The following is a 17531-nucleotide window of genomic DNA, read 5'->3' as shown; positions in this document are numbered from 1 at the left end:
ACAGGGTTTAGCACCCGGTATTTATGCCCATACTCTTGTTCCTTCGGTACAGTTACGGCACATCTCTACTTCTGCACGCGAGCGCAGCACCGTCTGCCTGAACCGGCTATAGTTTGCGCCGCGCCATACGGTTGTAAAAGTGTCTTCTTTCAGGTCTCCGAACCGATACTCAGCATCCTTATCAAAACAGCAGGGCACTACCAGGCCGTCCCAGGTAATCACACAGGAGTGCCACATTTTCCAGCAGTGGTTCAGCAGTTTATTTTTGATGCTATAGTTGTCGTTGCCGTTGTTTTGGTAGCGGGAGTAATAATCTATAGTTGGGATGAGCGGTGAGCCGTGTTCATAATCGTAGATCTGTGCAGTTTTGAACACTACTTCATCCACACCCAATTCTTTTGCCAGGGCCTTTACATCTCCCAGCTGATGCTCGTTTGGCCGTACCACCAGAAACTGAAACATAATATGCGGCGTTTTCGACTTCAGCTCCTTTTTCCACTTCACCACATTGCGTGTTCCTTCCAGCACTTTGTCCAGCTTGCCCCCAATTCTATAAGAACTATAGGTCTCCTGAGTGGTGCCGTCAATCGAAACGATAAGCCTGTCCAGACCGGATTCCACCGTTTTGCGGGCGGTAGCATCGTCTAAATAATGGGCATTGGTTGATGTGGCCGTGTAAATACCTTTCTGACTGGCATAGCTTACCATTTCCAGAAACTGTTTGTGCAGATACGGCTCGCCCTGAAAGTAAAAGATGAGGTATAAAAGCTTGCTGTGCAGCTGGTCAATAATGTGGCGGTATAGTTCGGGCTGCAACATGCCGGTAGGGCGCGTAAAGGAGCGCAGCCCGCTGGGGCACTCGGGGCAGCGCAGGTTACACGAGGTGGTTGGCTCCAGGGATATACTGACCGGCATTCCCCAGTGCACCGCTTTGCCTGTAACCTTCGCATACAAATAACTGCTTACCACCTGCAGTGCATTAAACGCACGCTTCCACGTCATCTTCGACAAAAAATTAAGCACGTCTGTGAGGTGTGGTGTCATGGGGAGTGCTGAAACAGGCTGCAAAAGTTAGGGGCAACCAACCGGCTGCCCCTAAGTTATACGTTATCGCTAAAAAAGCCTAACCTATAGTTGTGCGTTAATAGCGGAACAAGGCTTTTACATTGGCGCTGCCATCATCTGCGGCTTCGCTCAGGCCATTGTAGCTGCTCACAAACACACGTCCGCCCTGTGCCAGTGTTTTAGTGGCGGCCAGGTTCACCAGGTCATCATCGCCACGGTGGTATTCGTCGTGTATCTCGGCCACGGCATTTTTAGCATCGTAGCGCCCCCACACCGGTTGGCCAGGTGCAATAAACAGTGTCTCTACACGGCCGTGCACGGCTTCGGCAGCTACGGTGGCAATGTCTTCGGAGGTCACGCCGGTTCCGGCCACATTCTCATATCTTTCCAGCGACTCGGTATGCGCCTGCTGCATCAGCGGTTTTATAACAGCCAGTGCTTTTTCGTGCAGCGCATTGCTGTTGCTTATATCAGCATTCTCGTTTACAGGCACATTCTGCGGCACAATGTTCTTGTACTTGCTATGGTTCCTGAAAATGCTGCAGTAATGGTCTACACCGGCCAGTACCAGCGGTACATGCTCGTCGTGCAGTATCTGCTGCAGGCTGTTGTCTATTTCTATCATAAACTCACGCACACGCTCATGTTCTTCATCGCCTTTGGTTGAGCCAGCGCCATGCACAATATTAGAGCCGTTTACAGTAGTTGTTGAGTTCGTGAAATCCTGGTCCTTGCCTTTTATATCAAATTTCAGGGCTTTGGTCATGGTCTCCGGCACGAAAGAGCTCACATCTATCGGGCGTATCCTGTCCATGGTGGCTTCAAAGAAACCGATCTTTTCGCGGTTCAGGCAAAGTATAAAGAAGCGTCCGTTCTGGCTCAGCAAAGGTATTACCGGCGTAAAGTAGAACTGGTCCAGCACATACACCACATCGGGCATGGTTACGGGCAGCGTGTAGTGTGCCGAAAAGCCTTTTGTGATAAATACAGCCAACCCTTCCGCCTGGTGTCGCCAGAAATTCCCATCACTTAGCAGGTCTTCGGCCGGTTTCAGGTATTCGCTTATTTCTGCTTCCGGTACATCGTGGCGGGCTAATAAGGCTTTGGCTTCTCTTATCTTGTTCTTGAAGAGAATCTGGTCGTTGCCGTTCAGCGTTTCGTGTCCGGCGCGGTGCGTTGGGATAAAGATGGAGATGCACAGTGCATTCTGTGTGTTGTTCTGCACATTAAGTAGTTTCTCAATGTCTTTTTTGTGGATTAATGCCATATGCTTTGCCTTTTAAGTATTGTTTTCGGTAGTAGTTTGATTTCAAAATCCCCGTTAAATTAACGGAGGTGTGAAATTTAAGTACGCAGTAGCTATTGCAACGGTTATTTTGGGTTATACTGATGATGGTTTATAGTGCTATGATGTAAGTAGTGAGGAATCTATCTTAGTCTATAGTTGCTTCTTTGTCATTCCAAGCGTTAGCCGAGGAATCTTATGTGTCTTATAGTTCTATAGTTTATTTTGCCTACTATTCGAACCAAGCTGTTCTTCTATAGTTTCTACCAATCCTGGGAGCTCTAAGAGCCTATCGTTTTATAGTTTGTTTGGCTCCCTCCCGGGCCGGGAGGCCCCGTCTTCGGGCATCGCGCTGCTGCCTTCTTGCTATCCTCGTACCTCGGATTGCCTGCGGCACCGCAACAAGTCAAAGGCGCTCAACCCAAAGACTGATAGCAAGCTCTATAGCCATAGTCTTAGCTATAGTTTCTTACAAACTCTTAGTTAAAGCAGATCGGTTACTTTCTCGTGGCTATAGTTCCTTAGGGACAGGTAAACCTGTCCTGTTCTTGGTCTGTAACTATAAAACTATAGTTGAAACTATAGCAAAGTCAGAGTTCCCCTCCTTGGATAAGGAGGGGCAGGGGTGGTTGGACAAACCGCACCTATGAAACTATAGTCATTAACTACAGAAACGGCCTGAATCCTGAAAATCATTTAATCCTGTAAATCCTGATTCAGACAAACAAAAAACCGCCCGGTACCAGAGGCGCCGGGCGGTTGAACGGGTTAAAAGGTTGGTTGGGTTATTTGGTACTGGCCTGGCCTTGTTGGTTCAGGTGGCGCAGGATGTCTTTGGCTGCTTCGCGGTCATTAGGGCGCCGGGCTTTTATCGTTAAAAATCTGCCTTCCTCATCTATCAGAAAATAAGCCGGCACATCTTTCAGGTCGTAGCGTTTTACCAGGTCATTTTCCAGCCCTTTCAGGTACAGGTGTGTGCCCAGCAGCTGTTTGGTAGTGACGGTCTTGCGCCATCTGGCTTCATCATCATCCAGGCCTACGTTCAGAAACACCACATTTTTACCCTGCAGCTGTTTGGTAAGTGCCTGCAGATGCGGCAACTCTATCTGGCACAAGCCACAGCCGGCCTGCCAGAAGTTCAGGTAAACGATCTTGCCTCTAAAGTCACTCAGCGCTACCTCCGTGCCATCTATACTTTTAAGCTTAAAATCCGGAGCAAGGCTGCCGAGGGCATTTTTGCTGTTCTGTGACAGGTAATTTTCCAGCCAGGTTACTACTTCCGGCTCTGCGCCGCTGGTTTTATAGTTGTTCAGGATCTCTTCAGAATACCCGATGTGCCCTTGCTGAATGGACTGCTTGAGAATATGTGCCTGCGCCATGGAACGTGCTGTACCCTGCAGTTTATCTGAGATAAGCTCGTAACTCTTTTTATAGTATAGTTTGTCGGTTTCGGTGAGGCCGGTGGCTTTGGCAAGGTGGGCTGCATAATTGCGCAGAAAAGCAAGGTAGGCCGGGCTGATAGCTACCCCATTGTTTACCTCCAGTTCGGTCAGGAAACTATAGAACCCTGCCGATGGCGACACATAGGTTTTGCTGGCTCCTACACGCTGGCGCAAGGCCGGGTAGGTTACTTTATCATTAGCAAACCCATAGTTTATCTCAGACAGCGCAAAGGCTTTAAAGGCATCTGACACAGGATTTTTACTGTTGTATTTCTCCAGGTTTTTCAACTGGTCTTTCCGGCGGTACTCCAGAAATTCGGTAAACTCCTTTTCATTCAGCTTAATATTGTCTGGCAGTACCTGGTAGTCTTCCACTTCATCGAAACGGCGGGTATACTGGGCCAGGTAATTGTTTTCGTTGGCGCCTTTGCCCTCAAACTTTATCGTTTTCAGAAACTTGTCGCCGTTAAAGCTCAGGGTTAAACTATAGCCGGGCTCCAGGTAAACGGGCACTACCTCGTTGCCATGCACCAGCTCGGCCAGTGTAGTTTCCGTCACCGGAATCTCCAGTTTAAAGGTATTACCGGTTAGCGCTACAGTCGTTTCTTTTTCTTCCGGGATAAGCGGGTTAGGGTAGGTGATGACCGTAATGTCGTCGGAAAGCGGGTTGGTAATTTTACCGGTAAGGGTGGCTTTATTTTGCCCAAACGTGTTATACACCAGCAGCAGCGCCGCCAGCAACAGCAGTAATTGGATTCGCTTCATAAAAAGGTCAGGAAAATAAAAATGTTCAGCTACAGCAGTCCTGTTTTCAGAACTATGCAACTGAACATCAATTTACTAACTATAAATTCCGAAGCCACACAGATTTGCAGAAATTCTATAGTTGTTCCTGCTTTACTGCAACCTTTTACCCAAACAGCTCCCCGAAAACATCTTCCAGCTTACTAAAGGCGTGCACTTTAATATTGAATTTACTGAAGTCGAGCCCCTTCTTGTTATACTTGGAGATATAGATGTCGGTAAAGCCCAGTTTTTCTGCTTCGGTGATGCGGTTCTCTACCCGGTTTACAGCCCGTATCTCGCCGCCCAGGCCAACTTCAGCCGCAAAACAGGCCGTGCTTAGTATTGGCATGTCTTCAAAAGATGATAAGATAGATGCACATATCGCCAAATCCAGGGCAGGGTCTTCCACTTTCAGGCCACCGGCTATGTTCAGGAACACGTCCTGGGCGCCTAACCTGTAGCCGCCACGTTTTTCTAAAACGGCCAGCAGCATGTTCAGGCGCTTGCCATCAAAACCGGTGCTGGTGCGCTGTGGCGTGCCATACGTGGCTGGCGTTACCAAGCTCTGCACCTCAATCAGTAGCGGTCGGTTACCTTCCAGCGTAGCCCCAATGCCAATGCCGCTAAAAGCATCCTCGCGTTGCGATATCAGGATCTCTGACGGGTTACTAACTTCGCGCAGACCTGCTCCCATCATCTCATAAATTCCCAACTCAGAAGTAGAGCCAAAGCGGTTTTTAGTAGTGCGCAAAATGCGGTATGTCATGTGGCGGTCGCCTTCAAACTGCAGCACGGTATCTACCATGTGCTCCAGTATCTTTGGTCCGGCCAGGCTACCTTCTTTGGTGATGTGGCCGATCAGGAAAACCGGCGTTCCGCTTTCTTTGGCAAATTTTAGCAACTCAGCCGTACACTCACGTACCTGGCTCACACTGCCCGCACCCGCCTCAATGAATGATGAATGCAATGTCTGGATAGAGTCAACTATAAGTACCTGCGGCTGTAGTTGTTCTATTTGCTTGAAAATGTTCTGCGTACCGGTTTCAGTCAGGATAAAGCAGTCGGAGGTGGCGGCCCCTATGCGCTCGGCACGCATTTTAATCTGTTGTTCGCTTTCTTCGCCGCTTACGTACAGCACCCGCAGGCCACGCAAACTCAGGGCAATCTGCAACATCAGCGTAGATTTACCAATGCCTGGTTCGCCGCCAATCAGTACCATAGAGCCCGGCACAATGCCGCCGCCCAGTACCCGGTTCAGTTCCTGGTCTGTCGTTAAAATGCGCTGCTGTTCCTGAAAAGAGATATCGGCAATGGGCTTGGGTTTGCTGGCCACCTGGGCCGAGCTGCTGCCTACTTTCCAGATGCTGGTAGGGGTGAGTTCCTCGCGCTGTACTACTTCTTCCACGTAGGTATTCCACTCGCCGCAGGCCGGGCATTTGCCAATCCATTTGGCCGACTGGGCACCGCAGTTCTGGCAGAAGTAAGAGGTTTTTATTTTAGCCATGTATAATCGTTGGTCGTTATGTGTTGTTCGTTTTCAGAGTCATTTCTCTGTCTGGTTACAACAACTTTCGGGTATAAAACGGTCAAAAAAAGCCGCCTTAAAACAGGTAAATTATGGGCTGTTAACGGGTAGATTTTGCTTCAGATAAGGCTTATGCGCCGACCTCGGCAGGCGTTTGTTTAAAGTACACTTTAAATGTAGTACCCACATCCTGGTCGCTTTCCACGCTTATACGGCCGCCGTTGTTCTCTATAATGCGCTTCACAATATACAGGCCAATGCCGGTACCCTCTACGTGTTTGTGCAGGCGCCTGAACATGCTGAACAACTTGTGCTGGTGCTCTTTTTTAATGCCAAGTCCGTTATCTGCTATCTCCAGTACCACATAGTCTTTTTCGCGGTAGGTTTTTACCTTTACCACAGGGGTGCGGTTCGGGGAGCGGTATTTTACAGCGTTAGATACCAGGTTATAAATAATGCTGCGCAGGTTTTTGCGGGCATACAGAATCGCCTCTACTTCAAAATTGGTTTCCAGCTTAGTGTCTGTTTCCTGTACCAGGCCTTCTATATCGGTCAGTACATCCTGTAGTATCTGCTCAAACTTCAGCGGCTCCACCTTCGACTGCAGGTCTTTCTGCACTTTGGTTATCTCGGCAAGGTCGGCTATTGTTCCTTTCAGCTTGTTGATGGCGTTGCTTACCATGTCCAGCAGTTGTTCGTCCTCGGGCTCCAGCTTGCCCTGCAGTATGTCGCGGAGCAGTGTTACCAGGCCTTCCATGTTCGCTATCGGCGATTTCAGGTCGTGCGAGGCGGTGTATACAAAGTTATCGAGGTCACTGTTGATGCGGAGCAGTTCTACGTTCTTCTCGCTCATCTCCTCGTTTGCCGACAACAGTTTGGTGCGGGCTGCCACCAGTTCGGTTACCTCTATGGCAAAAATAAGCACAGCTTCTACCTGCCCGCGGCTGTCTATCAGTGGTTGGTAAACAAGGTTAAAATAGGCAGGAGCCGGATCCTGCTGACCGTTTTCTTCTACTATAACCGGCACTTCGCGGCCCGTAAACGGCTTACCGGTGGTAAATACCTCGCGTAGTTTCTCAAAAAAGCCTGCTCCTTCGGCCTCGGTGTGCACCTCGTAAATGTTTTTGCCTACCAGCGGGCGGTTGCCATATAGTTTGCGGTACGGCGGGTTGGCCAGCACATACTGGTAATCCGGGGCGCGCACCAGGCCCACCAGCGCCGGCACTTCAAGGAAGAGCTTCTGCAGCAGTTCGGCATTCTGTTTTACCTTGCGCTCGGCATCCTTTATTTCGGTGATATCTATAATAGAGCCTATGTGGCCTAAAAAATCGCCGTGGGCGCCAAAGCGGGGCGTATTGGTACCTACCACACTTCGGTATTCTCCATCGCGGCGCAGCAGGCGGTATTCCACTCTGAAAGGAGTCTGGTCCTCCAGGGCTTTTGTGTAGGCAGCCTCAAGCCGGTCTCGGTCTTCGGGGTGCACAATATGGTGCCAGCCATGCTTTACCACATCCTCGAACGTAATGCCTGTAAAGTCGGTCCACTGCTTGTTTGCGTAAAGTACCTGCCGTTCTGCGTCTGTTATCCGGATCATTACCGGGGCGTTGTCGGCCATGGTTCTGAAGCGGGCTTCGCTCTCTATTATCGTTTGCTGGGCCCGTTTTTCATCGGTTATATCCCGCGCTTCAATAATGGTAAAAGTAGGTACGCCGTTCTCAATAATTGGCCTGGCAGCTACAGTTACATCAATAAAGGTCCCATCTTTCCGGATAAATACATCTTCGTGCGCCCGCATGCCGTCGTTCAGGAGCAGCGCTCTGTCGAGCGGGCATTCCGAGCGTGGGTATGGGGTGCCATCGGGGTGGGTATGATGGATCATTTCGTGCAGGGGTTTTCTGCCGATCTCATCAAAGGTAAAGCCCGTCATTTCTTCGGCCGCCGGGTTCATGAAGGTGCAGTAGCCATTGGCATCCATCATAAAAAGCGCTGCGGTGGCATTATCGGTAATTGTTTGTTTCAGGCGGTTAGAGCGGCGCGTGCTCGACAGCGACCAGATGATAAAGAACATCAGGAAGCTGATGATGCTACCGCCCAGCAATATAAAATAAGGCAGGCCGGCATCGGATGTTTGTGCGAAGGCCGGCTTGGCTGTACTGTGGATGCGCCAGGTATGGTTGGCTATAGTTAGCGTATTGGTTTTGCTGAGTGCCTGGCGGCTTTTGCTGTGCAGGTGCTGTACAGAATCTGTACTATAAAGCAGCGATTCCTCATCCATGGTGGTGCCATCATACACTTCAATGTCTATGTCGTTAAAGTCGTCGCTGAGCACGGCTTCCATAAAATCTTTTGCCCGGAAGGGGCTGTACACAAACCCTTTTATCAGGTACTGGCGGTCCTTTATGGATTCAGGGTCGGCGTTGTTGCGGTAAACAGGCAGGTAGATCAGAAAGCCGGGCTGCAGGTCGAGGCCGGTTTCCTGCACCAGGCGCACCTTGCCCGAGAGGGCAGGCTGTTTGGTATCGCGGGCTATACGCATGGCCGACTGCCGGGTCGGTTCGCTGAACATATCGAAGCCAAAAGCACGCAGGTTCCGGTCTGTAAATGGCTCCAGGTAAATAATGGAACTATAGATAGGCCGCTCGCCTTCCGGCCTTACCTTGTAATGCGGGTACCCTTCGGCGCGTAGTTGTTTTACATGCGCCTCCATCTCCTCAGGCCTGATGAAGTGCGTATAACCAACTCCCTGTATGCCCGGATAGTTCTTCTCTAAATTAAGTGTTTTGTAATATGTGTGCCAGGCCGCCCGCTCCACGGTATCAGATGCTACAAACAGGGCTTTGGCGCCTACCAGCACTTGTATATAGTCGTTCAGGCGGGTTTGTATGGCTTCGGATGCCTGGTTCGCCCGCAGTTCAAACAGCTTTTCGGTTCGCTCCTGTGCCTTATTGCGGGTCTCGGAGTACAGAAAAACGGTTACCAGAAAAATAAGCAGGAAAGAAGAGACAGCTATTAAATGGTCCTGAAGAAAAGAAACAATTTTAGCAAATCTCATAAACCGGGGTTAAAACAGGGGTTTTGTGCGGTAGCTTGTTTTATGAATGGTTACCATATCCATACGGATATAGTATAGCCAAATATACAAAAAACCGCTTGCACACCAAGTTATAATATGTAAATATACGCTGCATTTTACCCAATTCCGGGCTGCTGGCATATTGTAATTTTTATATAATTACAGTAACTTTAAAGGAGGCATTCCAACTATAGCGCCATGAAACCAATCCAACACTGGTTCGATGAATACGGACAAAGTCATCAGAACGAAACAAATAAATTGATCCACTGGATCTGTGTTCCGCTTATCTTCTTCAGCATTATCGGGTTGCTGGCAAGTATCCCCAGCGGGTTCCTGAAAGCTCCTTTCCCGGAAGCCTGGCAGCCGTTCATCCATTTCGGGACGGTGGTTGTTGTGCTGGGGCTGCTCTTTTACCTGCGCCTGTCAACTACTATGTTTGTAGGCATGGCTATAGTTTGCGCTATAGTGCTCTGGCTTGTTTACCTGGTAGATACTTACCTGCAGGCCCCGCTGTGGCTGGTGAGCCTGGTGGTGTTTGTACTGGCCTGGATCGGGCAGTTTTACGGGCATAAAGTAGAAGGCAAAAAACCGTCGTTCCTGAAGGATGTACAGTTCCTGCTGATCGGGCCGGCCTGGTTATTAGGTTTTATTTACCGGAAATTGGGCATACCCTATTAACTTTGTGGAAAATACCTGACTATGCTCGAGATTTTCCGAAACCTGTTGATCACCTTTTTTGCTGTAGCGCTGCTGTTGCCTGTTGTTCGTTTTGCTGTAAGGCGTCTGCTGACAGGCCGCCCCCAAACGGCCCTTACCTCCGAAGAAATGGCTTACATGCAGAAACAGGAATGGAAACTGATCTGGGCTTATTTCTTTTTTGTCTGTATTCTGGCTGTTTTCAGTGCCGGTGCACTGGCTATGGTTTCCAGCATTGTTCACTCAGGTTCCCACAATTTTCAGCACCTGCTTACACCTAACTTTACTGCCCTGTTTGCGCCCGGCCTGCTGCTGGGCATAACCCTGGCCATTATACCGCTACGACTGGCACAGCCAACCCTGCTCCACCACGACTACCCGCTCTATAAAAACTACCTGCTGCAAACCGAAGGAGAACGCTCTATCCGCATCTGGCGCATTCTGTTTTATGTTATGCTGGCGTTGTCGGCAGCGGTTGTATGGCTTTCGCTGCAATGGCATGTAACTATAACCGAAGACCAGGTAAAAGTAAATGAGCTTTTTACTGATCGCACCTATGCCATGACGGATATAGCCAAAATCGAATACCTTGGCAAAGAAGGGGAGTATCTTATTACGTTTAACGATAACACCAACCTTAACACAACTTACCTGAAGCCGGTGCAATTAGAGATGATCGCGCTGTTGTCTGAAAAATCAGGCAAGAAAGTAATTCGATAACAGGTTATAGGTTGATATTTTAGGATAATCCTATAGTTTCTCTTTTGTTATTTCGAATGTAGCGAGAAATCTATCTCAGCTTATAGTTGATAAAGACCTAGCAGCGTGCGCAGCTCCTGCTAGCGTCTGGTACTATAGTTGACTTTGCCTACTATTCGACACAAGCTTTTTCTTTCATAGCTGCTTCTAATCCTGGGAGCTCTACTTACCTATCGTTTTATAGTTTCGTTGGCTCCCTCCCGGGCCGGGAGGCCCCGTCTTCGGGCATCGCGCGGTGTACATTTCCTTTGCTCCTATCGTCGCAATGCTTTCAGCACCGGAAATCTACAAGGCGCTCAACCCAAAGACTGATAGCAATTCGATAGCTTTTGCCTTAGCTATAGTTTCTTTGCTTGCTCTTAGTTAGGGCAGATCGGTTGTACTCGCGGTTGTAATTCCGAGAGGACAGGTAAACCTGTCCTGTTCACAGGCTGTAACTATAAAACTAAAATTCAATCTATAGCAAAGACGGAGTTCCCCTCCTTGGATAAGGAGGGGCAGGGGTGGTTTGATTACAGCAACTATAAGACTATAGCCTAACTATAACTATAGCAGAAATTCCCCTCTTGAGAGGGGTAGGGGTGTGTTAAAACCATAGCTATAAAATTATAACCCAAACTATAGCACTGCATCAAATCTCCCTCTCCTGTTTTGAGAGCCGGACTGAGGTAAATCTCAAAATATTTCCATCTTAAAACTCCTTCCTCTTATCTTTGCGCCCGGATTTCTGAGACTATAAAATGAAATATAAATTACTGGTACTGATGCTGCTATGGAGCGCTGCAACTATAGCACAGAAGAAAGCAATTACGGTAACCGAGCAAACGATAACGATACCAGCCACAGGCCGGCAGGCGATGTACTTTTATGGTTTCCAGAAGGGCGATGTGGCAGTAATCACCATAGAACCGGACAAGCCCGGACAAACGGTAAACCTGGAAGTGCAGGAATATACTTCTGGAGCTATAGTTTACAGTTCGCAGCCGGTAAAAAAGGTAAAAGAACTGAAACTGACCATACCGCAAAAGCTGGTTTATAAGTTTATAGTTTCATCCACTTCTGATAAAGCCATTTCAGCCCGCTTAAGCATTAAACGCTTGCCCGAGAAAGAGGAGACCCGCCACTTTAACGCCAACATCACCTGGCAAACTATAGCCGATACCACCTGGGCAACCACAACTGAAAAAGTACTGGTGAAAAGCGAACTCACGCCGGTGACTATAGTGGATAAGACCTTCCGGGTTGCCTCTATGGCGAACCTGAACCCAAGCCGGGTGTCGGTGCCGTTTAAGTTGCCGGCCAATACCGTGCACTGGGTGTACTGGATAGGCGTAGGGCAGCAGTCGGTAGAGGACCTGAAGAACGTGACCAAACTGGTAACGAAAGGCGCTTCTGTCATTGCTTCCTCCACGGTAAGTCCGGTAGTCGGTTTCGGACTTGGCCTGATCCCGAGCCTGCCACAGGTAAATGCCAGCGGGAACATCGATTATTACTTCATGAATAAGCAATCGGCAGATAAGTTTGTGGCCGATGAAGAGGGCTGGAAACCTTATACCTTCGCACAGGGCACGGACATTATCTCTGACTATAAAAAGGTATTGTTTTCTGAAACACCTAAAACTACTGACGGCACCCTGTACGCTACTTTCCGGAACAGCAACACGGTAACCGGTCTGGATATTACCTTAAAAATCGTAGCCTTTGAGCAGGAAAAGAAGTACGTTAACAAACAGGTGCGCAAACCTGTTAAGATAGAGCAGCGGCAAGTCCCTGTTTTCGGGGAGTAACTATAGTTATGGGTTAGAAATGGAAATCTACCTAAATGTCATCTCGACGATAGGAGAGGTCTATCTCAGATAAAAGCTGTATAAGATTTCTCATTACATTCGAAATGACAAAAGAGGGAGAAATAACAAACAAACTATAACTCAAAACTCTTAACTCTTAACTTTTAACTCTTTTTCGTAGTTTTGCCGCAATCAAACTGATCCTTTAAACCAAACATAAATCGATATGCAAGTTCGCGTAGAGAAAGACACGATGGGCCCTGTAGAGGTGCCTGCAGACAAATACTGGGGTGCTCAGACACAGCGCTCAAAAGAAAACTTCACCATCGGTGGCCAACTGATGCCGAAGGAAGTGATCGAAGCTTTCGCTATTCTTAAAAAATCGGCTGCACAGGCCAACGCACAATTGGGCGTACTGGCGCAGGATAAAGCTGACATCATCTCTCAGGTTTGCGACGAGATACTGGAAGGTAAACTGGCTGACGAGTTTCCGCTGGTAGTTTGGCAGACAGGTTCGGGCACGCAATCTAACATGAACGTGAACGAAGTGGTTGCTAACCGCGCACACGTACTGTTGGGCGGCAGCTTAATGGACGAGAAAAAGAAGATTCACCCGAACGACGACGTAAACAAGTCACAGTCTTCGAACGACACCTTCCCGACAGCGATGCACATTGCCGCTTACAAAAAAGTGGTAGAGCACACCCTGCCGTTGGTTAAAAAACTACGCGATACCCTGAACAGCAAAGCCGAAGCTTACATGGATGTGGTGAAGATCGGCCGCACGCACCTGATGGACGCTACGCCGCTTACACTGGGCCAGGAGCTTTCGGGTTACGTAGCCCAGTTGGACTATGGCATGAAAGCGCTTCGCAATACACTGGAGCACCTGAGCACACTGGCCCTTGGTGGCTCTGCGGTAGGAACCGGCCTTAACACACCAGCTGGTTACGATGTACTGGTAGCCGAGAAGATCTCTCAGTTTGCAGGCCACACGTTCATCACAGCTCCTAATAAATTCGAAGCACTTGCTGCACACGATGCTATAGTTGAGACATCCGGCGCGCTGAAGCAACTGGCTGTATCGCTGATGAAGATTGCCAACGACATCCGTTTACTGGCTTCTGGTCCGCGTTCGGGCATCGCTGAGATCCTGATTCCGGAAAACGAGCCGGGTTCTTCTATTATGCCAGGTAAAGTAAACCCAACGCAGGCCGAGGCTATGACCATGGTTTGCGCACAGGTGATCGGTAACGACGTGGCTATCTCGGTGGGTGGCATGAACGGCCATTTCGAGCTGAACGTGTTTAAGCCGGTAATGATCTACAACCTGCTGATGAGCGCCCAGCTGATCGGTGACGCCTGCGACTCGTTCGACAAGCACTGTGCGGTTGGTATTGAGCCAAACACTGCCCGCATTAAAGAGAACTTAGAGAACTCGCTGATGCTGGTAACGGCCCTTAACCCGCACATCGGTTACGACAACGCGGCCAAGATCGCGAAGAAAGCCCACAAAGAAGGTACCACCCTTCGCCAGGCAGCCATCGCCCTTGAACTGCTAACTAACGAGCAGTACGACGAGTGGGTGAAGCCGGAAGACATGATCGGCAGCTTGAAGAAGTAAGAACTATAGTTTGATAGATAAAGGAAAAGCAGCTCCGTTTGGAGCTGCTTTTTTGTTTTATAAAATATAATGCAGCTTTTAGTATATTTATAAGAATAAACTAGAATAACATGATGTTTGGACAGCCTACCTATAAAGGAATCTCTCCCAGAGCCAAGGCTCTTCTTGCCAAAGAAGAGAACTTAGATGTTGATTTCAAGAGTGAAGTTAAACTCGATTCGGAAGACCTAGTTGCTTTTGCCAATTCTGATACTGGAGGTACTCTTCTCCTAGGAATTGAAGAACTCAGAGATGCAAAAAGTAGGCAATACACTAACATTAGAGGGTGTACTATAAATGATGAAAATAAACAAAAAATAAACGCTAAGGCTTATAGCTGTATACCACATATAGAAATTTCTATACATGCTGAGAATATCTCAGGTATACCATTTTATAGAATAGAGATTCCGTCCGGTAAAAGCAAGCCCTACTGTACTCAGAGTGGAATTTATAAGATCAGAAAGGATGGAAGAAACAAAGCACTACTCCCAGACGAGCTGTTTCATATATTTTTAGAAAAGGAATCTGATAACTTCTTGAGCAATTTCAAAAGGGCAACTGTCGAATTACGTGAAGAACTAAATGAACAAAACAATGCCTTAATGAATAGTATGTGGGAGACGGCAGTTGAAACTGAAACAAATATTGAAAAAGCTGTAAGTAATATTGGAGACATGCTTAATGATGTCTATGCTGGCGTAGAATCCGCTGAAGCGAACATTCAAGAGTTTTATCGTGAAATGTCTGAGAGTACACATAAGTTAAAAGAGGACATCGAAATTAATTATGATGTAAAAGATAAATTAGCAACAGTAGATAAGAATATAATCAATTTAGCTTGGAAGCTGAATTCAATATTAGATCATTTGAATATTGAAGATCCAGAAATTACATATGCTAGAGAACAATTTCAAGGAATATTATGGGCGTCAAAACGTATCTTTAAAGAACATAAAATTGCTTCTGAAGAGACCTTTCTCGAAGAAATATATGAAAGAGCACCTAGAATAATTCGAGAAAACTATAAGCTAGAAGACATAATAAATTGGTACAATACTCCAACACAACTATAATAATCACCACCGCTAGTACGAGCTTATAGCACAAATACGCTTCATAGCTACCCATCTATAGTTAGCTCCACCGGAAACCCACCTTCCGCCGTATAATCCATAGTTCACACTTCCCTGCTTCCCTTCATCACCCCAGGTTATTTTCAGGCTTCTACACTGTACTTCTGAAAAGCAGATAAAAGGAGCCTGTCATATTTACTGAGTTCTACACATAACTATAAACTATGATGAAAACATTCGACCAAAAATCTATTATTATCACGGGTGCTGCGATGGGCCTGGGGCTGGCGGCGGCAAAAGAACTGGCAAACCAGGGGGCTAACCTTACCCTGATGGATTACAACAAAGACCAGCTTACGGATGCGGCTAACGAGCTGAGCAAGGAATTTTCAGGTGTAAAGATCATAACGGTAGTAGGGGATGCATCCAGTGAAGAGGACGTTAAAAAGTATGTTTCTGAAACGGAGAAAGCCTTTGGCCGCATAGACGGTTTGTACAACAATGCCGGCATTGAGGGCAAGCAGGCACCCATGATCGAGTATGACATCAACGTGTTCAAAAAGGTGATCGACATTAACCTGATGGGTGTGTATTACGGCATGCGCTATGTAATTCCGGTAATGCAGAAGCAGAAGTACGGGCGTATTGTAAATGTGGCATCGGTAGGGGGCATACGGGGCGTGCTGAACCAGGTAGCGTATGTAGCCAGCAAACACGCCGTGTCCGGTATGACAAAAAACGCGGCCCTGGAATACGGCAAGGACGGCATCATAACCAATGCCATTGCGCCGGGCGCCATACTTACGCCTATGGTAGCCGAGGCTTTCAGAGAAGTAAACCCCAATGACCCCAAAGCTGCCGAGGCCGACTATGCCCAACGAAACCCTACCAGGCGTTTAGGCCTGCCCGAAGAAGTAGCCAAAGTAGTAGCGTTTCTGTTAAGCGAAGCAGCTTCTTATGTAAATGGACAAACTATAGCAATTGACGGCGGCGAGTCGAATATGTACGGCAATCCTTAGGCGGGCACCTGAAAACCAAGTTTACTAATAGCGGTGCGGCCCTGAACTAATGCCGGCAACTATTTCAGAAACCTGTACACGGACTACAGTTAACGGAAAAGCAGCTGCTGTTTGGGCTGCTTTTCGTGTTTTCTATCTTGTTTTAAGGCCTATCGCTGAAAACAGCCTCTTCTTAGAGCCCGATCTGATTAATTTTGTAAATTAAAACAGGTCTTACTTATAACAAACACCTTATAAGTACTGTAACTAAATCAAACTATAGCAACACTTTATGGAAGTAACACCTGCCTTCTGGATAGGATTTAATGTATTTGTACTGCTTATGCTCGCGCTCGACTTAGGTGTTTTTAACCGGAAGGCGCACGTCGTATCGGTAAAAGAAGCACTAACCTGGTCGGGTGTCTGGATCAGTCTTGCCTTAATTTTCAACGGCCTTATTTATTACTGGTTCGGGGAGGCCAAAGCTGTAGAGTTCCTGACCGGTTACCTGATCGAGAAATCCCTGAGTATCGACAATATTTTCGTATTCGTGCTTGTGTTCGGCTATTTCAAGATACCGGCCATGTATCAGCACAAGATCCTGTTCTGGGGTATACTGGGTGCCCTTATCATGAGGGTCATCTTTATTTTCGCCGGCGTCGCCCTTATCCAGAAATTTCACTGGAGCGTCTACATTTTCGGCATCTTCCTGATCTATACCGGCTACAAAATGTTTACCGAGAAGGGTGCAGCTATAGATCCGGAAAACAACCCGGTTATTAAGTTCTTCAGAAGGATAATGCCGGTAACCAATCAATTACATGGCGATAAATTCTTTGTAAAGCAGGACGGCAAACGGTTTGCAACTCCGCTTTTCCTGGTGCTGATATTGATCGAAGCCACTGACCTTATTTTTGCAGTAGACAGTATTCCGGCCATCCTTGCCATCACGCAGGACCAGTTCATCGTTTATACCTCCAACGTATTTGCTATTCTGGGTCTGCGCTCGCTGTATTTTGCCCTTGCCCACGTAGTAGACCGCTTTGTTTACCTGTCGTACGGACTGGCCATTATCCTTGTATTTGTAGGCTTGAAGATGGTGATGGTTGATATTTACAAGATCCCTACGTTCATCTCCCTACTTGTAATTGCGCTGATCCTGGTGGTTAGTGTGGTACTGTCTTTCCAGAAAACCAGAAAGGAAAACAGAATAAACGGCCAGGGGAATCAGAACATTTAAAGATAACTTTTGCTATAGATCTAGCAGCAGCGTAACCCATAGTTATAGTTGCTGCCAGATTTTTTTATTGCCTTTAACTACAGTTTGTGAGTTAGCTTTAGAATGCCATCAACTTAAATAAAAATTGTCATCT

Annotated in this window: 12 protein-coding genes; 7 read left to right on the top strand and 5 right to left on the bottom strand. The window is 47.6% G+C overall.

Translation table 11 applies throughout. The features are described 5' to 3' along the window. Positions 1–21 precede the first annotated feature (21 nt). From H7F15_RS01030 to H7F15_RS01010, 5 genes are all read right to left on the bottom strand, one after another. Positions 22–1044, bottom strand: coding sequence for an SPASM domain-containing protein (locus H7F15_RS01030; protein ID WP_185195089.1), 1023 nt, complete (start codon positions 1042–1044; stop codon positions 22–24). Between the two features lie 97 nt (positions 1045–1141). Next, positions 1142–2332, bottom strand: a complete 1191-nt coding sequence (locus H7F15_RS01025) for a hypothetical protein (RefSeq protein ID WP_185195088.1) — start codon at positions 2330–2332, stop codon at positions 1142–1144. A gap of 803 nt (positions 2333–3135) precedes the next feature. Further along, on the bottom strand, positions 3136–4557 hold the full coding sequence (locus H7F15_RS01020) for a TlpA disulfide reductase family protein (RefSeq protein ID WP_185195087.1): 1422 nt from the start codon (positions 4555–4557) through the stop codon (positions 3136–3138). A gap of 145 nt (positions 4558–4702) precedes the next feature. Further along, positions 4703–6082: a DNA repair protein RadA gene (radA, locus tag H7F15_RS01015; protein ID WP_185195086.1), complete on the bottom strand. Its 1380-nt coding sequence runs from the start codon at positions 6080–6082 to the stop codon at positions 4703–4705. A gap of 151 nt (positions 6083–6233) precedes the next feature. Further along, entirely contained in the window at positions 6234–9155 is a 2922-nt protein-coding gene (locus H7F15_RS01010; RefSeq protein ID WP_185195085.1) for a CHASE domain-containing protein, read from the bottom strand. 219 nt (positions 9156–9374) lie between these two features. On the opposite strand from H7F15_RS01010, the gene H7F15_RS01005 reads away from it, so the two are divergent. From H7F15_RS01005 to H7F15_RS00975, 7 genes are all read left to right on the top strand, one after another. Further along, positions 9375–9857, top strand: a complete 483-nt coding sequence (locus H7F15_RS01005; protein WP_185195084.1) for a DUF962 domain-containing protein — start codon at positions 9375–9377, stop codon at positions 9855–9857. A gap of 21 nt (positions 9858–9878) precedes the next feature. Then, entirely contained in the window at positions 9879–10595 is a 717-nt protein-coding gene (locus tag H7F15_RS01000; RefSeq protein ID WP_185195083.1) for a hypothetical protein, read from the top strand. 779 nt (positions 10596–11374) lie between these two features. Then, a complete protein-coding gene (locus tag H7F15_RS00995) occupies positions 11375–12421 on the top strand; it encodes a hypothetical protein (protein ID WP_185195082.1) in 1047 nt (348 codons plus the stop codon). A 226-nt stretch (positions 12422–12647) separates the two neighbouring features. Further along, a complete protein-coding gene (gene fumC / locus H7F15_RS00990; protein ID WP_185195081.1) occupies positions 12648–14045 on the top strand; it encodes a class II fumarate hydratase in 1398 nt (465 codons plus the stop codon). A 110-nt stretch (positions 14046–14155) separates the two neighbouring features. After that, a complete protein-coding gene (locus H7F15_RS00985; protein ID WP_185195080.1) occupies positions 14156–15160 on the top strand; it encodes a helix-turn-helix domain-containing protein in 1005 nt (334 codons plus the stop codon). A 224-nt stretch (positions 15161–15384) separates the two neighbouring features. After that, the gene (locus H7F15_RS00980) at positions 15385–16179 is read left to right on the top strand and encodes a glucose 1-dehydrogenase (RefSeq protein ID WP_255481020.1); all 795 of its coding nucleotides are present in this window, start codon (positions 15385–15387) and stop codon (positions 16177–16179) included. Positions 16180–16450: 271 nt separating this feature from the next. After that, on the top strand, positions 16451–17398 hold the full coding sequence (locus H7F15_RS00975; RefSeq protein ID WP_185195079.1) for a TerC family protein: 948 nt from the start codon (positions 16451–16453) through the stop codon (positions 17396–17398). Positions 17399–17531 lie beyond the last annotated feature (133 nt).

It is taken from the genome of Pontibacter sp. Tf4 (assembly GCF_014212495.1).
GTDB lineage: Bacteria > Bacteroidota > Bacteroidia > Cytophagales > Hymenobacteraceae > Pontibacter.
The sequence above is the reverse complement of the archived record's forward strand: the minus strand, read 5'-3'. Positions and strand labels throughout refer to the sequence as shown.